At 63.0% G+C, this 17,123-nt stretch carries 17 protein-coding genes; 2 read left to right on the top strand and 15 right to left on the bottom strand.

From position 1 onward, the window contains the following. From P3T42_RS34270 to P3T42_RS34255, 4 genes are all read right to left on the bottom strand, one after another. On the bottom strand, window positions 1–341 hold a 341-nt coding region (locus P3T42_RS34270), incomplete at its 3' end, for an electron transfer flavoprotein subunit beta/FixA family protein (RefSeq protein WP_429308488.1). A gap of 292 nt (window positions 342–633) precedes the next feature. After that, entirely contained in the window at window positions 634–1,434 is an 801-nt protein-coding gene (locus tag P3T42_RS34265) for a MetQ/NlpA family ABC transporter substrate-binding protein (protein ID WP_429308487.1), read from the bottom strand. An 84-nt stretch (window positions 1,435–1,518) separates the two neighbouring features. Continuing rightward, entirely contained in the window at window positions 1,519–2,172 is a 654-nt protein-coding gene (locus P3T42_RS34260; protein ID WP_074300384.1) for a methionine ABC transporter permease, read from the bottom strand. After that, window positions 2,162–3,196 carry a methionine ABC transporter ATP-binding protein gene (locus P3T42_RS34255; protein ID WP_429308486.1) on the bottom strand — a complete coding sequence of 345 codons (1,035 nt, stop codon included), beginning with the start codon at window positions 3,194–3,196 and terminating at the stop codon, window positions 2,162–2,164. Before P3T42_RS34255 ends, P3T42_RS34260 begins: the two co-directional genes overlap by 11 nt. Before the next feature lie 238 nt (window positions 3,197–3,434). Between P3T42_RS34255 and P3T42_RS34250 the strand changes: the two genes are divergently transcribed. Further along, window positions 3,435–4,346 carry a lysophospholipase gene (locus tag P3T42_RS34250; RefSeq protein WP_429308485.1) on the top strand — a complete coding sequence of 304 codons (912 nt, stop codon included), beginning with the start codon at window positions 3,435–3,437 and terminating at the stop codon, window positions 4,344–4,346. A gap of 33 nt (window positions 4,347–4,379) precedes the next feature. On the opposite strand, the gene P3T42_RS34245 is transcribed toward P3T42_RS34250, so the two are convergent. After that, window positions 4,380–5,303 carry a histone deacetylase family protein gene (locus P3T42_RS34245; RefSeq protein ID WP_074301722.1) on the bottom strand — a complete coding sequence of 308 codons (924 nt, stop codon included), beginning with the start codon at window positions 5,301–5,303 and terminating at the stop codon, window positions 4,380–4,382. 215 nt (window positions 5,304–5,518) lie between these two features. Here P3T42_RS34245 and mltB point away from each other — a divergent pair, with 215 nt between their 5' ends. Then, window positions 5,519–6,859 carry a lytic murein transglycosylase B gene (gene mltB, locus P3T42_RS34240; RefSeq protein ID WP_429308484.1) on the top strand — a complete coding sequence of 447 codons (1,341 nt, stop codon included), beginning with the start codon at window positions 5,519–5,521 and terminating at the stop codon, window positions 6,857–6,859. A 156-nt stretch (window positions 6,860–7,015) separates the two neighbouring features. Here the strand turns inward: mltB and cysM are convergent, their stop codons facing one another. The 10 genes from cysM to cmk form a co-directional block, all read right to left on the bottom strand. Further along, window positions 7,016–7,918 carry a cysteine synthase CysM gene (gene cysM / locus P3T42_RS34235; protein ID WP_074300388.1) on the bottom strand — a complete coding sequence of 301 codons (903 nt, stop codon included), beginning with the start codon at window positions 7,916–7,918 and terminating at the stop codon, window positions 7,016–7,018. A gap of 287 nt (window positions 7,919–8,205) precedes the next feature. Beyond that, window positions 8,206–8,589 carry a ComEA family DNA-binding protein gene (locus P3T42_RS34230; RefSeq protein WP_074300389.1) on the bottom strand — a complete coding sequence of 128 codons (384 nt, stop codon included), beginning with the start codon at window positions 8,587–8,589 and terminating at the stop codon, window positions 8,206–8,208. Between the two features lie 76 nt (window positions 8,590–8,665). Further along, window positions 8,666–9,658: an ADP-glyceromanno-heptose 6-epimerase gene (rfaD, locus tag P3T42_RS34225; RefSeq protein ID WP_074301723.1), complete on the bottom strand. Its 993-nt coding sequence runs from the start codon at window positions 9,656–9,658 to the stop codon at window positions 8,666–8,668. A 77-nt stretch (window positions 9,659–9,735) separates the two neighbouring features. After that, window positions 9,736–10,740: a D-glycero-beta-D-manno-heptose-7-phosphate kinase gene (rfaE1, locus tag P3T42_RS34220; protein WP_074300390.1), complete on the bottom strand. Its 1,005-nt coding sequence runs from the start codon at window positions 10,738–10,740 to the stop codon at window positions 9,736–9,738. Continuing rightward, complete coding sequence (locus P3T42_RS34215) at window positions 10,706–12,109, bottom strand: UDP-glucose dehydrogenase family protein (protein WP_429308483.1); 1,404 nt, start codon at window positions 12,107–12,109, stop codon at window positions 10,706–10,708. Before P3T42_RS34215 ends, rfaE1 begins: the two co-directional genes overlap by 35 nt. Window positions 12,110–12,243: 134 nt before the next feature. Beyond that, the gene (gene lapB / locus P3T42_RS34210; protein ID WP_074300392.1) at window positions 12,244–13,419 is read right to left on the bottom strand and encodes a lipopolysaccharide assembly protein LapB; all 1,176 of its coding nucleotides are present in this window, start codon (window positions 13,417–13,419) and stop codon (window positions 12,244–12,246) included. 61 nt (window positions 13,420–13,480) lie between these two features. Further along, the gene (locus P3T42_RS34205; protein WP_074300393.1) at window positions 13,481–13,774 is read right to left on the bottom strand and encodes a LapA family protein; all 294 of its coding nucleotides are present in this window, start codon (window positions 13,772–13,774) and stop codon (window positions 13,481–13,483) included. Window positions 13,775–14,145: 371 nt separating this feature from the next. Then, window positions 14,146–14,472, bottom strand: a complete 327-nt coding sequence (locus P3T42_RS34200; protein ID WP_074300394.1) for an integration host factor subunit beta — start codon at window positions 14,470–14,472, stop codon at window positions 14,146–14,148. 32 nt (window positions 14,473–14,504) lie between these two features. Further along, window positions 14,505–16,238: a 30S ribosomal protein S1 gene (gene rpsA / locus P3T42_RS34195; protein ID WP_028200080.1), complete on the bottom strand. Its 1,734-nt coding sequence runs from the start codon at window positions 16,236–16,238 to the stop codon at window positions 14,505–14,507. 169 nt (window positions 16,239–16,407) lie between these two features. Beyond that, complete coding sequence (gene cmk, locus P3T42_RS34190; protein ID WP_429308482.1) at window positions 16,408–17,094, bottom strand: (d)CMP kinase; 687 nt, start codon at window positions 17,092–17,094, stop codon at window positions 16,408–16,410. Window positions 17,095–17,123 lie beyond the last annotated feature (29 nt).

The raw sequence follows: 17,123 nt of genomic DNA, 5'->3' as shown, positions 1-17,123 counted from the left end.
ATCACCAGCGAAGGCTGTTCCTTGTCGACCAGCGCCTTGAGCAGCTTGGCCACGGCCAGCGGCTGCAGGTCTTCGTTCGACTCGATCAGGATCGCGCGGTCCGCGCCGATCGCCAGCGCCGTACGCAGCGTTTCCTGCGCCTGCGCGACACCCGCCGACACGGCGATCACTTCCGTCGCCACACCCGCTTCCCGCAGACGCACCGCTTCTTCCACGGCGATCTCGTCGAACGGATTCATCGACATCTTTACATTCGCAATGTCGACACCCGTGCCGTCCGACTTCACCCGGACTTTCACGTTGTAATCGACCACTCTCTTGACTGGCACCAGGATTTTCATGCACACGCTCCAAAGTTACGAATACGTCAACCCAACGGACATTATAACGACTGCCCCTTTGCGGCAGCCGTGTCGCAGGCTGGTTTACCTCGAGGATAGCGCTCCTCAGCGGCGTGACGGCAATAACGAACGATCGTTCTATTTTAATCCCGAAAAAACCCGGGCGACAACCCCGGGTCCCGACTTACGACTCTAATTCATCATTTGCCATCCATGACGGATGCGATGACTCAATCATCGTGCAACGCGCCACCTTCTTGCATCACCCGTTTGGGTGGCTAGCTCAGATTGCTCACCACGCGGCAATCACCGCACCGCCGTATTTCGTGTCGATGTACTGCTTCACTTCCGGCGAGTGATACGCCGCGATCAGCTTCGCCACCCACGGCTTGTTACGGTCCGCTTCGCGGATCGCGATGATGTTCACGTACGGGCCTTTCGGATCTTCGATCGCGATCGCGTCCTGTTTCGGCTTGAGGCCCGCCTGCATCGCATAGTTGGTGTTGATCGCGGCAGCATCCACGTCGCCGAGCGAGCGCGGAATCTGTGCGGCGTCGAGTTCGACGATCTTCAGCTTCTTCGGGTTGTCGACGATGTCGAGCGGCGTGGCCTTCAGGCCAGCGTCGGCGCGCAGCTTCAGCAAGCCTTCCTTCTGCAGCAGCAACAAGGCGCGGCCGCCGTTGGTCGGATCGTTCGGCACGGCGATCTTCGCGCCAGGCTGCAGTTCGGCGAGCGACTTGATCTTCTTCGAGTAAATGCCCATCGGGAAGGTCACCGTGTCCGCGACCCTGATCAGCTTGTAGCCGCGATCCTTCACCTGCGCCTCGAGGTAGGGGTCGTGCTGATAGCTGTTGGCATCCAGATCGCCACTGGCGAGCGCCGCGTTCGGCTGCACGTAGTCCGCAAATTCGACGATCTTGATGTTCAGGCCGTTCTTCGCGGCGACACCCTTCACGACTTCCATCAGTTCCGCGTGCGGACCGCCGGTGACGCCGACCTTGATGGTGTCGTCGGCATAAGCCGCTGTGTTTGCGGCGAAGAGCGCTGCGGCGCCGAGAGCAGCCGCTACCTGCAGAATGAAACGACGTTGCATGACTGACCTTCTCCAATTCTCTTCAAACGGGTTCCGATAACCCTTGTTCTAGTTGCGACGCCCTGTCTGCCGCTGAAGGGCGTCTTACTTGTGGCTCAGGCGACGCACGAGCCAATCCCCAAACGACTGCACCAGTTGCACGAACACGATCAGGATCGCCACGACCGTCCACATCACGTCCGGCTCGTAGCGTTGATAGCCATAGCGGATGCCCAGGTCGCCGAGGCCGCCGCCGCCGATCGCGCCGGCCATCGCCGAATAGCCAACCAGCGAGACGAAGGTGATCGTCAGCCCCGCGACCACACCGGGCCACGATTCAGGCAACAGCACCTTGAAGACGATCTGGCTGGTGGTTGCGCCCATAGCCTGAGCGGCTTCGATCAGGCCGCGGTCCACTTCGCGCAGCGCCGTTTCCACGAGACGCGCGATGAACGGTGCAGCGGAGATCGTCAGCGGCACGATTGCCGCAGCGGTCCCAATGGAAGACCCGACCACCAGCCGCGTAAACGGAATCACCGCGACCAGCAGAATGATGAACGGTGTCGAACGCACCGCGTTGATCACGATCCCCATCGAGCGATTGAGGCCGACGTTCTGCAGGACGCCCTGACGGTCCGTCAAATACAGCAACACACCGAGCGGCAAACCGACCAGCGCGCCCACGAGGCCCGAGATGCCCACCATGATGAGCGTCTCCCAGAACGACTGGACGAACATATCGAGCATTTCACTCAACATAGGACATCTCCTCCACCACTACACCCTGTTCGCGCAGATACGCCAACGCCTGCGCCACATTCACCGGTTCGCCGCCCGCGAGCACCGCGAGCGAGCCGAACGCCTGCCCCTGGATCTCGTCGATCTGGCCGTGCAGGATGTTGAAGTCGAGCTCGAAGCGGCGAATCGTTTCCGAGAGGATCGGTTGATCGACGCCCGTGCCGGTGAACGCGAGGCGCAGCAGATGACCGCTGCCGGTCTTCAGACGTTCGGCGACACGCGCCTTTAGTGCAGGCGGCAACTCCTGCGCAATCACATCGCCGATCAGCGCGCGCGTGACTTCGTGATGCGGCTGCAGGAACACGTCGATGACCTTGCCGTGTTCGACGACCCGGCCCGCATCCAGCACCGCGACGCGGTCGCAGACCTGCTTGATCACGTCCATCTGGTGCGTGATCAATACGATGGTCAGGCCGAGTTCGCGATTGATGCGCTTGAGCAGATCCAGAATCGAGCGGGTAGTTTCCGGGTCGAGCGCCGAAGTGGCCTCGTCGGACAGCAAGACCTTGGGCTTGCTCGCCAGCGCCCGGGCAATCCCCACGCGCTGCTTCTGACCACCGCTAATCTGTGCCGGATAACGGTCTTTCTGCGCCGTGAGGCCCACCAGTTCGAGCAGCGGCAACACGTTGGCTTCGATCTCGGCGCGCTTCAGGCCGGCCAGTTCGAGCGGCAGCGCGACGTTCTCGTACACGGTGCGCGACGACAGCAGGTTGAAATGCTGGAAGATCATGCCGATCTCGCGCCGCGCCTCGCGCAGTTGCGCGGCGGAGAGCGTGGTGAGATCGCGGCCGTTGACGACGATGTTGCCTTCGCTCGGACGTGTCAGCAGGTTGATGGTGCGCACGAGCGTGCTCTTGCCGGCGCCGCTGCGACCGATGATGCCGAACACCTCGCCCGCCGGAATCGACAGGTCGACGTTGTGCAGCGCCTCGACCCAGCCCCGCGGTCCGGCAAAACGCTGGAAGATATTGCGAATTTCGATCATGAAAAAACGAAACGGCGGGACTGCCGGCGAGCGTGGATGCGCTCCCGACAAGCGGCCGCCGTTACTTTTATAGGGATTTGGTCCGCGATTCTACCGCAGCGTCGACATTCCCTTTAATAATCAATTCCGATTTTTTCATAACCCAAAGGAATTAGAGGCGCATCCCGCACGCAGCGCTCGCGCGTGTCGCATGCGTACGACTATGATCGGGCGGGTCAAAACTACAACGATGGCGGACATGGAGACTACCCAGCACAACAACGCTCGTCCTGACTCAGCGACCACGGCGGTCGCCCCGCAGCGGGGCGGGGGCGCGGCGCGCCCGGTCGTAACGACACGGGACGGCGTCGAGCTGCCGCTGTACCGGTGGCCCGTCGCCGGTACCCGGCGCGCGACGGTGGCGCTACTGCACGGCCTCGCGGAACATGCCGGCCGCTACGCGGCCCTCGCCGAGCGGCTGAACGCAGCGGGCATCGAACTGCTCGCCATCGACCTGCGCGGCCACGGGCAAGCACCCGGCAAGCGCGCCCGGATCGATCGCTTCGATGACTATCTGCTCGACGCCGAGGGCTTGTTAGGCGTCGCGGCACGCGAAGGCGGCCCCTTGTTCCTGATGGGCCACAGCATGGGCGGCGCGATTGCCGCGCTGTACGCGATCGAACGTCTGCCGGCAAGCGGCCACCGGCTGGCGGGGCTGATCCTGTCGAGTCCCGCGCTCGCGCCGGGCCGCGACGTACCGCGCTGGATGTTGACGATGAGCCAGATCATCAGCCGCGTCTGGCCAGGCTTTCCCGCCATGAAGATCGACGCGGCGCTGCTGTCGCGCAACGCGGCGATCGTCGAGGCGAACCGCAACGATCCGCTGCTGCATCACGGGGCGATTCCGGCTCGCACCGGCGCGGAGATCTTGCTGGCGATGGCGCGCATCGAGCGCGGCCGTGCCGGTCTGCAGGTGCCCTTGCTGGTGTATCACGGCACCGCCGACAAGCTCACCGAACCCGACGGCAGCCGCGCATTCGGCCAGCATGCCGGCTCGCCGGACAAGACGCTGACGCTTCACGAAGCGAGTTACCACGAAACGATGAACGACCTCGATCGCGAGCGGGTGATCGGCGAGTTGCTGGCGTGGATCGAGGCGCGGTGCGGTTGAAGTTGCGCACGCCGCGCCGCGCGCCGGGGACGCTCAGATTCCCGCGAGCGCCCGCACGTGGGCGACCACGCTGCGCCCCAACGCCGACAGGTTGTACCCTCCCTCGAGGCAACTGACGATCCGCCCCTGCGCATAGCGGTTGGCGATCTCGCGCACCTGATCGGTCAGCCACGCGTAATCGTCTTCGACGAGCCCCATGTTGCCGAGATCGTCCTCGCGATGTGCGTCGAACCCCGCCGAGACGAAGATCATCTCCGGCTTGAAGGCGTGCAGGCGCGGCAGCCACATCATATCCACCGCCTCGCGCACTTCCATGCCCTTGGAGCGTGCCGGCATCGGCAGGTTGACCATATTGGGCGCCTGGTTGTCGGCGCCGCTGAACGGATAGAACGGGTGCTGGAAGATGCTGCACATCAACACCCGCGAGTCGCCGGAAAAAGCGGCTTCGGTGCCGTTGCCGTGATGGACGTCGAAATCGATAATCGCGACTCGCTCCAGCCCATGCACTTCCAGTGCGTGGCGCGCGGCAATCGCGACGTTGTTGAAAAAGCAGAAGCCCATCGCGCGAGCCGGCTCCGCATGGTGACCGGGCGGCCGCACGCTACAGAACGCGTTGTCGTAACGGCCTTCGATCACCGCGTCGGTGGCGGCCACCGCAGCGCCGGCGGCGCGCAAGGCCGCCTGCCAGGTATGCGGATTCATCGAGGTGTCCGGGTCGATCTCCGCGTAGCCTTCTTCAGGCGACCGGCTGCGGATGTAATCGACGTGCGCCTGGGTATGCACGCGCAGCAGCGCGGCCTCGTCGGCAAGCGGCGGCGACTCGCGCTCGATGAGCGCGTCGATGCGGCTGGCGATCAGTTGATCTTCAATTGCCTGCAGGCGCGCCGGACATTCGGGATGCCATTCGCCCATCTCGTGAAGCAGGCAGTCTGGGTGGGAATAAAAGGCTGTTGCCATGATTCTCTTCTGCGTCGCTTCGCGCAAGCGCGCGCGGCGTGTCTCCGTCCAAAGGCGCGCACACGCGGCGCGCCCAACCCCATCAAGTTACCACACCCTTTGCCGGAGACGCCCTGCGGCAACGGTTCTGCACAGTTCCGCAATGGGCCTCGGGTATACTGCCCCGTAACCTTCCGTCACCGTCTGTCTCCTTCGCACTGCTCTCCCAGTTCACTATGACCGTCAAGCTTGCTCCGTCCGCACGAAACCGGCTACGCACCCAGAAAGTAGCCACTGCACTATCCGTCGCATGGTGCGCGTTCGCGGCAGCCAGTCCGGCCGAGGCACAGACCAGCGCCCCGCAGCGGCCGCTGCTGGTGACGCAGTCTCAGCCGCAACAAGCGGTGCCGCAAGGCCAGACCTTCGAAGAAGAAATCATTCCGCAGCGCTACGCGAACAACCCCGACGTCGACGGTTTCATCAACGACATGGTGGCGCGCTACGACTTCGATCCCGCCGCGCTGCATACGTTGTTCGCCGGTGTCAGTTACTCGACGACCGCGGTCAAGCTCGTCACGCCGTCGACGGCGCCGTCGGTGAAGAACTGGCGCGTGTACCAGTCGCGCTTTCTCGACCCGGTCCGCATCAATGCGGGCGTGCGGTTCTGGCGTAACAACCAGGCCACGCTGCAACGCGCCTATGAGGAATTCGGCGTGCCGCCCGAGGTGATCGTCGGCATTCTCGGTGTGGAGACCATCTACGGGCGCTTCATGGGCAACTTCCGCGTGCTCGATGCACTGACCACGCTCGCCTTCGATTACCCGAACACGCCGAACCGCGCCGATCGCGAGCAGACCTTCCGCAAGAATCTCGAAGACTATCTGGTCTGGACCCGCGACTCGCAAATCGACCCTACCTCGGTACTCGGTTCGTACACGGGCGCAATCGGCATTCCGCAGTTTCTGCCGAGCAGCATCGTGCAGTATGCGATCTCGTATGACGGCAACAAGCAGATCGACTTGCGCACCAGCCAGGCCGATGCGATCGGCAGCGTCGCGAACTATCTGAAGCAGAACGGCTGGGAGAACGGCCGCCCTGTGATCTGGGACATCAGCCCGGATGCCGGCAGTCAGGGCATCGCCCAGGCCGCCGCCGACGGTCAGCCCGAGCCGCACTGGCCGCTCGAACAACTGCTGCGCGCCGGCCTGCTGCTGAACCAGCCGGGTCTGGACATGGCCGCGGAGGCCGGTACGCCGGTGACCATCGTCGACCTGCCCTCACCTGGACTGCCGACCGAATACAAGCTGGGGCTGAAGAATTTCTACGTCCTGACGCGCTATAACCGCAGCTTCTTTTACGCGCTATCGGTGTATCAGCTCGGCGAGAAGATCAAGGCGCAAATGGAGGCGTCCGGCGATCTGGACAGCAACGGCGCACCGGCCTCGATGGCGCCGCCTGCGGCACTGCCAGGTACAGCGCCTGCACCGATGGTCAGGCCTGCGCCTGCCGCTGTTCCGGGTACTGCGCCGCTGGGCCTGCCGGCTCCGATACCGGCCCCCGCTGAGGACGCGCAATAAGCGGCCGGCAAGCGCTTCGCTTCCTTCCGCTGGAATCGAAGCGGGAATTGCCTGAATGAAAAAGCGCCGGTCAGTTTGAACTGAGCGGCGCTTTTGTTTGGTGAAGCGTTTCGTGAGACGTCTGCGACGTATCAGGCCATCAAGGCCTGCCCTGACTCACGCCGGGAACACGCCCGTGGACAGATAGCGGTCGCCGCGATCGCACACCACGAACACGATGGTCGCATTCTCGACCTGCCGCGCGATCCGCAAAGCCACTTCGCACGCGCCCGCTGCCGAAATACCGCAGAAGATCCCTTCGACCGCCGCCATCTTGCGCGCCATCGCTTCGGAGGCCGCCTGGCTCACGTTCTCGACGCGATCGACCCGGCTGCGATCGAAGATCTTCGGCAGATACGCTTCGGGCCACTTGCGGATCCCCGGAATACGTGAGCCCTCTTCCGGCTGCGCGCCGATAATTTCCACCGCCTGATTCTGTTCCTTCAGATACTGCGATACGCCCATGATCGTGCCGGTGGTGCCCATGGCCGACACGAAGTGCGTGATGCGTCCTTCGGTCTCCTGCCAGATTTCGGGGCCGGTGGTTTCGTAATGAGCAAGCGGGTTGTCCGGGTTCGCAAACTGGTCGAGGATGATGCCCTTGCCTTCGCGCTGCATCTGCTCGGCGAGATCGCGGGCGTATTCCATGCCACCCGTCACCGGCGTCAGCACGATCTGCGCGCCGTAGGCAGCCATGCTCTGACGGCGCTCGACGGACAGGTCTTCCGGCATGATCAGCACCATCTTGTAGCCGCGAATGGCGGCCGCCATGGCGAGCGCGATGCCGGTATTGCCGCTGGTGGATTCGATCAGCGTATCGCCCGGCTTGATGCGGCCGCGCATTTCGGCCTTCTTGATCATCGACAACGCCGGGCGGTCTTTCACCGAACCCGCCGGGTTGTTGCCTTCGAGCTTGCCGAGGATCACGTTATTGCGGCTGCGGATCTCGTCGTCGGGCAGGCGGACGAGCTGTACGAGCGGCGTATTGCCGATCGTGTCTTCAATCGTTTTGTAAGCCATATCGGGGTGCGGTGCAGTCGCTGCGCGGAGTCTTCAATCCAACGATTCTAAACTACCGTGCGTCGGCCTGCCGTGCGGCCCTGTCAGCGGCATGGATGCAGCCGCGCACGGGTATGGCGATATAACGTTGAGATATAAGCCGGCGCGCAACGCAAAAAGCCCGCGGTCGAGCACCGCGGGAGCCAGTCATCTGAGTGACGGCTGAAGGAGTGTGCTGTGCCGACTCCAACCAGAAAGGACATTCACCTTGCGGCGGCGCGGGGGCAAGCACGCGCCGCCGCACGGGGCTATTTCTTCACCACCACGGCCGCGCCGCTCTTCTGCGTGCCGGCCGCATTCGCGGCAGCGGCCGTAGCAGTCGCGGCCTTGCCCTGCGCCGGCGCCGCAGCCTGTGCGCCAGCAGCAGCGCCAGCCGGACCGACAGCGAGACCCTCCGCCTGCAGGCGCTCGACGGTATGCCCGCCCATGCCCTTGACGCGCTTGCTGAGATCCGCCGTGTCCTTATACGGACCGTGCGCATCGCGCTCTTCAAGAATCGCTTTCGCTTTGGCCGGACCGATGCCCTTGATGCCACGCAGGGCAGCTTCGTTGGCCGTGTTGACGTCGACCGCCGCATAGGCGTGACCGAACGCGGCGAGCATTGCCGCGGTAACCATGATTTTTCGCAACATATGGAATCTCCCTCTACAACCTGCCGGTGACGACCACCGGCGAGGAGATTCCAGTTTAAAGAGGTCTACGAATGATTTATAGCTGGCCGAATAGCCAACGCACGTAGCGGTCGACACCTTCCTGCACGCTCAGGAACGGCGCGTCGTAGCCGGCGGCGCGCAGCTTCGTGAGGTCCGCTTGCGTGAAGCACTGATACTTGCCGCGCAGTGCGTCGGGAAACGGAATGTACTCGATCAGCCCACGTTGCACCTGCTCGGCGAGCGAAAGCGGAGCCTCGTTGTTCAGCGCGCGCAACGTGTTGACGACGGTGCTCGCGATGTCGTTGAACGGCTGCGCGCGACCGCTGCCGAGATTGAAGATACCCGAGCGCTCCGGATGATCGAAGAAGTGCAGATTGACCTTCGTGACGTCTTCAACCGAAACGAAATCGCGCGTCTGCTCGCCCGCGGCATAACCGTTGTATTCGCCGAACAGCTTGACCTTGCCCTCGGCGCGGAACTGGTTGAAATTGTGGAACGCCACCGAGGCCATGCGGCCCTTGTGGGTCTCGCGCTGACCATACACGTTGAAGTAGCGAAAGCCCGCGATCTGGCTTTTCGCGGTGGGCAGCACGCGGCGGATCACCTGATCGAACAGGAACTTCGAATAGCCGTAGACGTTGAGCGGCTGCTCCACTTCACGCTCTTCGACGAAGCGGCTGGAGCCGCCGTACGTGGCCGCGGAAGACGCATAGAGGAACTGCGTGCCCTGGGCGAGACACGCGTCGAGTACCGCGCGGCTATAGCGGAAATTGTTGTCCATCATGTAGCGGCCGTCGGTTTCCATCGTGTCCGAACAGGCGCCTTCGTGGAACACCGCGCGCACCTTGCCGAAATCGCCGCGCGCAAAGCGTTCGACGAATTCGGTCTTGTCGAGATAGTCGTCAATTTCGCAATCGACGAGGTTCTTGAACTTGTCCGCGCGCGTGAGATTGTCGACCGCGATGATGCGTTGTTCACCGCGCTCGTTGAGCGCTTTCACGAGATTGCTGCCGATAAAACCGGCCGCGCCGGTGACGATGAGAGTCATGGTCGTCCTGTCCCGAAATTGGGTTCGACTGACGCCCGCCGCCCGCGCCGCAAACGCGCGCGAGGCGGCGTGCGGCATTAGAGAAAGAGTTCGTCGTAGTCGACGGTAGCGGTGCCGAGCTTGCCGACCACGATGCCGGCCGCGCGATTCGCCAGCGCCACCGCATCGACAAGCGACAGGCCCGCGCCGAGCATCACGGCGAGCGTGGCGATCACGGTGTCGCCGGCACCCGAGACATCATACACTTCGCGTGCCACGGCCGAAGCGTGCAGGATGCCGTCGTCCGAGAAGAGCGTCATGCCTTCTTCCGAGCGCGTCAGCAGCAGCGCCTTGAATTCGAGTTCGGTGCGCAGCTTCGTCACGCGCGCAATCAGATCGTCTTCCGACTTCCATTGCCCGACCACCTCGCGCAACTCGGCGCGATTCGGCGTGATCAGGGTCGCGCCACGGTAGCGCTCCCAATCGTCGCCCTTCGGATCCACCAGCACCGGCTTGCCTGCCGCATGCGCCTTCGCGATCATTTTCGTGACGTGCGTCAGGCCGCCTTTGGCGTAATCGGACATCAGGATCACGTCGTGAGCGGGCAGCAACTCGTCAAAGCGTGCGAGGCTGGCGAGCAGCACTTCGTGCGTCGGAGTATTCTCGAAATCGACCCGCAGCAACTGTTGCTGACGCGACAGCACGCGCAGCTTGATCGTGGTCAGCAAGGCCGGGTCGCGCTCCAGATGCGGCACCACACCGCTATCGTCGAGCAACTGGACGATGCGCTCGCCGGGCTCGTCGTGTCCGACCACGCAGAGCAGCCCCGCCTGCGCGCCGAGCGCGACCGCGTTGCGTGCGACGTTCGCCGCGCCGCCCAGCCGGTCTTCCTGCTTCTGCACGTGTACCACAGGCACCGGCGCTTCCGGCGAAATACGGTTGACGTCGCCGAACCAGTAACGGTCGAGCATCACATCGCCGACCACCAGCACCCGGGCTCCGGCGAGCCGCTCACGCGGCACGGCGACGGCCCCGGGAGCGGACACGGCGGTTTCGTTGAGGGTGGTCTCAGGCATCGGCTGGGAGTTCGGTGGGTTGGGCATAGGGACGTCCAATCGAGTGGTAATCGATGCCCAGTTCGGTCATCGCTTCCGGTTCGTAGAGGTTGCGGCCGTCGAAGATCAGCGGCGTCTTCAGCACCGATTTCAGATGCACGAAGTCCGGGCTCTTGAACTCCTTCCATTCGGTGACGATCACCAGCGCGTCGGCGCCGACGAGGGTCTCGTTCTGGGTGCTCGTGAAGTGCAGACGCGACAGGTGTTCGGGCGCATCGTGCAGGTCGATCGCGAAAACGCGGCGCGCTTCGGTGATGGCGACCGGATCGTACGCCCGCACGTTGGCGCCGCGCGCCAGCAGCTCGGCGATGATGCGCCGGCTCGGCGCTTCGCGCATATCGTCGGTGTTCGGCTTGAACGCGAGGCCCCACACGGCGAAGGTGCGGCCGCTCAGATCCTCGCCGAGCTTGCCGGCAATCTTGCGCACAAGCACTTCCTTCTGCTCGTGATTCACCGCTTCGACCGCTTCGAGAATGCGCAGGTTGTGGCCGCTCTCGCTGGCGGTGCGCACGAGGGCCTGCACATCCTTCGGGAAGCACGATCCGCCATAGCCGCAGCCGGCGTACAGGAAGTGATAGCCGATGCGCGGGTCGGAGCCGATCCCGCGGCGTACCGCTTCGATATCCGCCCCGACGCGATCCGCGAGGTTCGCCATCTCGTTCATGAACGAGATGCGCGTGGCGAGCATGGCGTTCGCCGCATACTTGGTGAATTCCGCCGAGCGCACGTCCATGTAGAGCGTGCGTTCGTGATTGCGGTTAAACGGCGCGTACAGACGCTTCATCAGCTCGCGCGCACGCATGCCGGCGTCGTCTTCGTCATGGCCGAGCACGATGCGGTCGGGGCGCATGAAGTCGTCGACCGCCGCGCCTTCTTTCAGGAACTCCGGGTTCGAGACGACCGAGAAGCGATGCTGCTCGCTCTCGCCGAGACCGCGCTTCGTCAGCTCTTCTTCCACGACAGCGCGCACGCGTTGCGCGGTGCCGACCGGGACCGTCGACTTGTCGACGATCACCTTGAAGCCGTTCATCGTGCGGCCGATATTGCGCGCCGCTTCGAGAACGTATTGCAGATCGGCCGAGCCGTCTTCATCGGGCGGCGTGCCGACCGCGATGAACTGGACCTCGCCGTGCGCCACGCTCGCTTCGACATCCGTCGAAAACGTGATGCGCCGCGCGGCCCGGGTGCGGGCGATGATTTCCTGCAACCCAGGTTCGTGAATCGGGACGCCGCCGTTGTTCAGAATCTCGATCTTGCGCGGATCGACATCCAGACAGAAAACGTCGTGGCCGATTTCGGCAAGGCACGCGCCAGTGACAAGGCCGACATAGCCCGTGCCGATAATGGTGATTTTCATACGCGTTCCGCTAATGGGTTCCGGTGAGGATTTCCGGCATTGAATCCGGCGCTGACTGCCGTATACGAACAGCCCATGCATGCTGCAACGGCCGCCACACTCCGGCGTGGCGTTGCGCGGTCATGACGCGCCGCTCAGCTTGACGCTGCGATCGGCTCGACGCGCCGCGGTGCATAGGTTTCCCACCCACTGCAACCCGGACACTGCCAATAGAAAAGACGTGCCCGGAAACCGCAATTCTGGCACGTATATCGTGGCAGATTTTTGGTGCGCTGCTTGATCAGCGTACGCATCAGTTCCAGTTCGCTGCGGCGCGGCTCCTCCGCGCTCGCCTGCTGCGCTTCGAGCAGCCGCGTCATGCCGGCGAGGTTCGGCGACTTCTGCATCTGCGAGCGTGCGAGTGCGTGCGCCGCATCCTGCCCGCGCAGGGCCGCGACGTGCTGGTAGGCCACGTCCAGCAGATCGTTCGAAGGGTAGCGGTCGACCCAGCTCGTCAGCAGATCCGCCCCGTCCTCCGGGCGCCCGAGCGCTTCATACGCTTTCATCAGCTTTTCGGCCACCAGCGGCAAATACGAGGAGTTTTGCTCCTCGACTTTCAGCCAATGCGCGATTGCAGCCTCCGGCGCGCCGCCCACCATGTCCACATCGCCGAACAGGATGGTCGCGCGCACGCTTTGCGAGTTGGCCTTCAACGCCAGATGCAACTGGTGGCGAGCCTCATCGGGCTTCTTTTGCTGGAGTGCTTCCTGCGCCAGTTCACAGTGGAACTGGGCGATTTCCTTGTCCAGCGACTCGGCGCCCATTGTTTCGAGGTGACGCGCGGTGTCGATCGACTTGTGCCAGTCCTTCTCGATCTCATAGATGGTGAGCAGCGCGCGCTGGGCGCCCAATGCATGCTCACCGGCCTCGAGCGAGCGGAAGGTCTCTTCCGCGCGGTCCAGCAGGCCCGCCTTCAGGAAGTCCTGCCCCAGCTCATAGGCCGCATGATCGCGCTCCTTGACCGGCAGGTCGGCACGGCTCAGCAGGTTCTGATGCACGCGAATCGCGCGGTCCGTCTCGCCGCGGCGGCGGAACAGATTGCCCAGCGCGAAATGCAGCTCGATGGTTTCCGGGTCGAGCTTGACGACCTCGATGAACGCATCGATAGCCTGGTCCGGTTGCTCATTGAGCAGGAAATTGAGGCCGCGGAAATACGAACGCGGCAGGTTGGCGCTCTCGGACAGCAGCGTCTTGAGGTCGTAGCGCGCGGCCATCCAGCCGAACGCGAAAGCGACGGGAATGACCAGCAGCCACCAGAAGTCTAGATCCATGCGATTGATCGGGAGTACAGAAACGAAAGCCGCGTGCCTCGGGCACACGGCATGGGAAAACCTAGATCAGCGGCGGCAGCGGCGGTTGCTCGACCACCACCGGGGCCTCGCGCGCCACGCGCAGCTCACGCTTCAGGCGGCCGTTTTCGAGCCGCAGCCGAAACAGCGCCGGCACCGCCGACACCAGCCCGGCCAGCAAACCGACCACAAAGAACGCGAGGCCGATGAGGATCAGCGGGGCGGACCATGCGTAGCCGGCCAGGAAATTCAGCGTAGCGGTTTGCGTGTTGGAGAGTGCGAGCACCAGCAGCAGCACGAACACCAGAACGCGGATCAGCCAGACGATAAATTTCATGAATAAGGTCTCTTGACGGCAGTTGCGGGTATGACGCCGGCTTGATGACGCGCGTCGCGCCATGGTGTCGCCCGCGCCGAAGTGACCCGTATTGTAATGGAAGGCCCAGCGAGTGGGCAGGAACAAGGCGTCTGGATGCGCTTACGTGGGGTTTACCGCCCGGTTTGCATGGCGTCTCGCGCCGCGCGGATCTTCCACCCGGCAAAAAGGCAGTTGCCGGGTAACCTGAGCGTCTCCGGCGTGCTCCCCCGGCGGAGCGCCGGAGCGTAGACGAAAAAAAAGCGCCCGAAGGCGCTTTTTCTGGTCTTTTGCCGTCTGGCTTTGGCCGCTGACGCTACCAATGCCACGCTGCGAACCGCACAGCGGAACATTTACAGGTCGTCGTCATCCGGCTCTTCAGCCTTCAGCGGCTCGCCCGAACGTCGATCTACCCGCTCGCGCAATTCCTTGCCGGGCTTGAAGTGCGGTACGTACTTCTCGGGTACCAGCACCTTCTCGCCCGACTTCGGATTGCGTCCGACACGGGAGGGACGACGATTGAGGCCGAAGCTGCCGAAGCCACGAATTTCAATGCGATGGCCGTTGGCAAGCGCCTCCGACATCGCATCAAGCATCGTCTTCACCGCGAAATCCGCATCTTTAAGTACAAGCTGCGGAAATCGCGTAGCCAGCTGGGCGACCAATTCCGATTTGGTCATACTGCAGCAGACCTCTCAAGAAAACTCAAGGCTTACTGGTTCTGGCCGTCGAGCTTGGCCTTCAACAGCGCGCCGAGGTTCGTCGTGCCGGTGGCAGCCGAGCTGGAATCCGACGAAGCCAGGCCGCGAATCGCTTCCTGTTGCTCAGCCGAGTCCTTAGCCTTGACGGACAGGTTGATACCACGCGACTTGCGATCGATGTTGATGATCATCGCGTTGACCTTGTCGCCTTCCTTCAGCACGTTGCGAGCATCTTCCACGCGGTCTTGTGCGATTTCCGAAGCGCGCAGGTAGCCTTCGACTTCTGCCGACAGCTGAACCACAGCACCCTTCGCGTCTACCGTCTTGACCACGCCGTCGACGATCGAACCCTTGTCGTTCATTGCAACGAAGTTGCTGAACGGGTCGCCTTCGAGCTGCTTGATACCCAGCGAAATGCGTTCCTTCTCGACGTCGATGCCGAGAACGATCGCTTCCACTTCGTCGCCCTTCTTGTACTTGCGAACCGCTTCTTCGCCCGTTTCGCTCCACGACAGGTCCGACAGGTGAACCAGACCGTCGATGCCGCCAGGCAGACCGATGAAGACGCCGAAGTCGGTGATCGACTTGATTGCGCCTTGCAGCTTGTCGCCCTTCTTGAAGTTGCGGCTGAAGTCGTCCCACGGGTTCGGCTTGCATTGCTTCATGCCGAGGCTGATACGGCGGCGGTCTTCGTCGATTTCGAGAACCATGACTTCGACTTCGTCGCCCAGCTGCACAACCTTCGACGGTGCAACGTTCTTGTTCGTCCAGTCCATTTCCGACACGTGAACCAGGCCTTCGATGCCCGATTCGACTTCGACGAATGCGCCGTAGTCGGTGATGTTGGTGACCTTACCGAACAGGCGCGTGCCCGACGGGTAACGGCGGGAAATGCCTTCCCACGGATCGTCGCCCAGTTGCTTGATACCCAGCGAAACGCGGTTCTTCTCTTGATCGAACTTGAGGATCTTCGCGGTGACTTCCTGGCCAACCGACAGCACTTCGCTCGGGTGACGCACACGACGCCATGCGATGTCGGTGATGTGCAGCAGGCCGTCGATACCGCCGAGGTCCACGAATGCGCCGTAGTCCGTGATGTTCTTCACCACGCCTTCCACGATCGCGCCTTCCTTCAGCGTTTCGAGCAGCTTTGCGCGCTCTTCGCCTTGCGTGGCTTCGATCACGGCACGGCGCGACAGCACGACGTTGTTACGCTTGCGGTCGAGCTTGATGACGCGGAATTCCAGCGTCTTGCCTTCGTACGGGGTCGTGTCCTTGACCGGACGCGTGTCAACCAGCGAACCCGGCAGGAACGCGCGGATGCCGTTGACCATGACGGTCATGCCGCCCTTGACCTTGCCCGTGATCGTGCCGGTCACGAGTTCGTTGTTGTCGAGGGCCTTTTCCAGCGACAGCCACGAAGCCAGGCGCTTCGCCTTGTCGCGCGACAGGATGGTGTCGCCATAGCCGTTTTCCAGCGCGTCGATCGCGACGGAAACGAAGTCGCCCGCCTGCACTTCTACCTCGCCCGCGTCGTTCAGGAACTCTTCGAGCGGGATGTAGGCTTCGGACTTGAGACCAGCGTTGACGACCACGAAGTTGTGGTCAACGCGCACGACTTCGGCGGAGATCACTTCGCCGGCGCGCATGTCTTGCTTGGTCAGCGACTCTTCGAACAGAGCCGCAAAAGATTCGGTATTCGGGTTGGAAGTTTGCAGGTCGGACATAAAAATCAAAATTTGCATGGTTCTCGCGTGCCCGGCTGGCCGGACGGTCAGCAATTTCGGCGAGGTGCGAATCCCACGCGGGGTTAAAGGGTTAATACACGCTCCACGACGATCGCGGAGCACCTACACGACAACAGACTGCTTTCACTGCTTGCTACTTGATACGGTTGATGCCCGAGCCGCACTTTCATGTGGCCGGAAGAAGCGCCTGGTACCACTGCACGACCTGATCGACCGCCTGGTCGACCGACAATGCGGAGGTATCGAGCAGCTTCGCATCCGCTGCAGGCTTGAGCGGCGCGGCCGCGCGCTGACTGTCGCGCTCGTCGCGTTCACGCAAATCCCGGAGCAAGTCATCTATATTAGCAGAAAAACCTTTTTGGATCAATTGCTTATGTCGCCGGACGGCACGGGCCTCGGCGCTGGCCGTCAGAAACACCTTGAGGGCCGCGTCCTGGAAGATCACCGTGCCCATGTCGCGGCCGTCGGCGACCAGTCCCGGCTCCTTGCGGAAAGCCCGCTGACGGGCCACCAGCGCGGCTCGCACGGGAGCGTGGACGGCGATGGCGGAGGCCCGTTTGCCGATTTCTTCGGCGCGAATCTCGCTCGATACATCCACGCCGTCGAGCTGGGCGAGCCCCTCGCGGAAGGTGATATGGAGGTCGTCGATCAGCTTCGCAAGGGACTCGGCGTCGTCCGCCGCAATGCTGTAACGGACGCTCGCCAGCGCGGCGAGCCGGTACAGTGCGCCGCTATCGAGCAGGTGGAAGCCGAGATTGGCGGCGACCAGCGCGGCCACGGTGCCTTTGCCGGAGGCGGTCGGGCCGTCGATCGTAATGACGGGCGTCTGGTGAAAGGGACGGGTCGGTTTCATCGAAAAAGTCGCACGTCAGGTCGGTTCAG

Source organism: Paraburkholderia sp. GAS38, assembly GCF_050434965.1.
GTDB lineage: Bacteria > Pseudomonadota > Gammaproteobacteria > Burkholderiales > Burkholderiaceae > Paraburkholderia > Paraburkholderia phenazinium_A.
The sequence above is the reverse complement of the archived record's forward strand: the minus strand, read 5'-3'. Positions and strand labels throughout refer to the sequence as shown.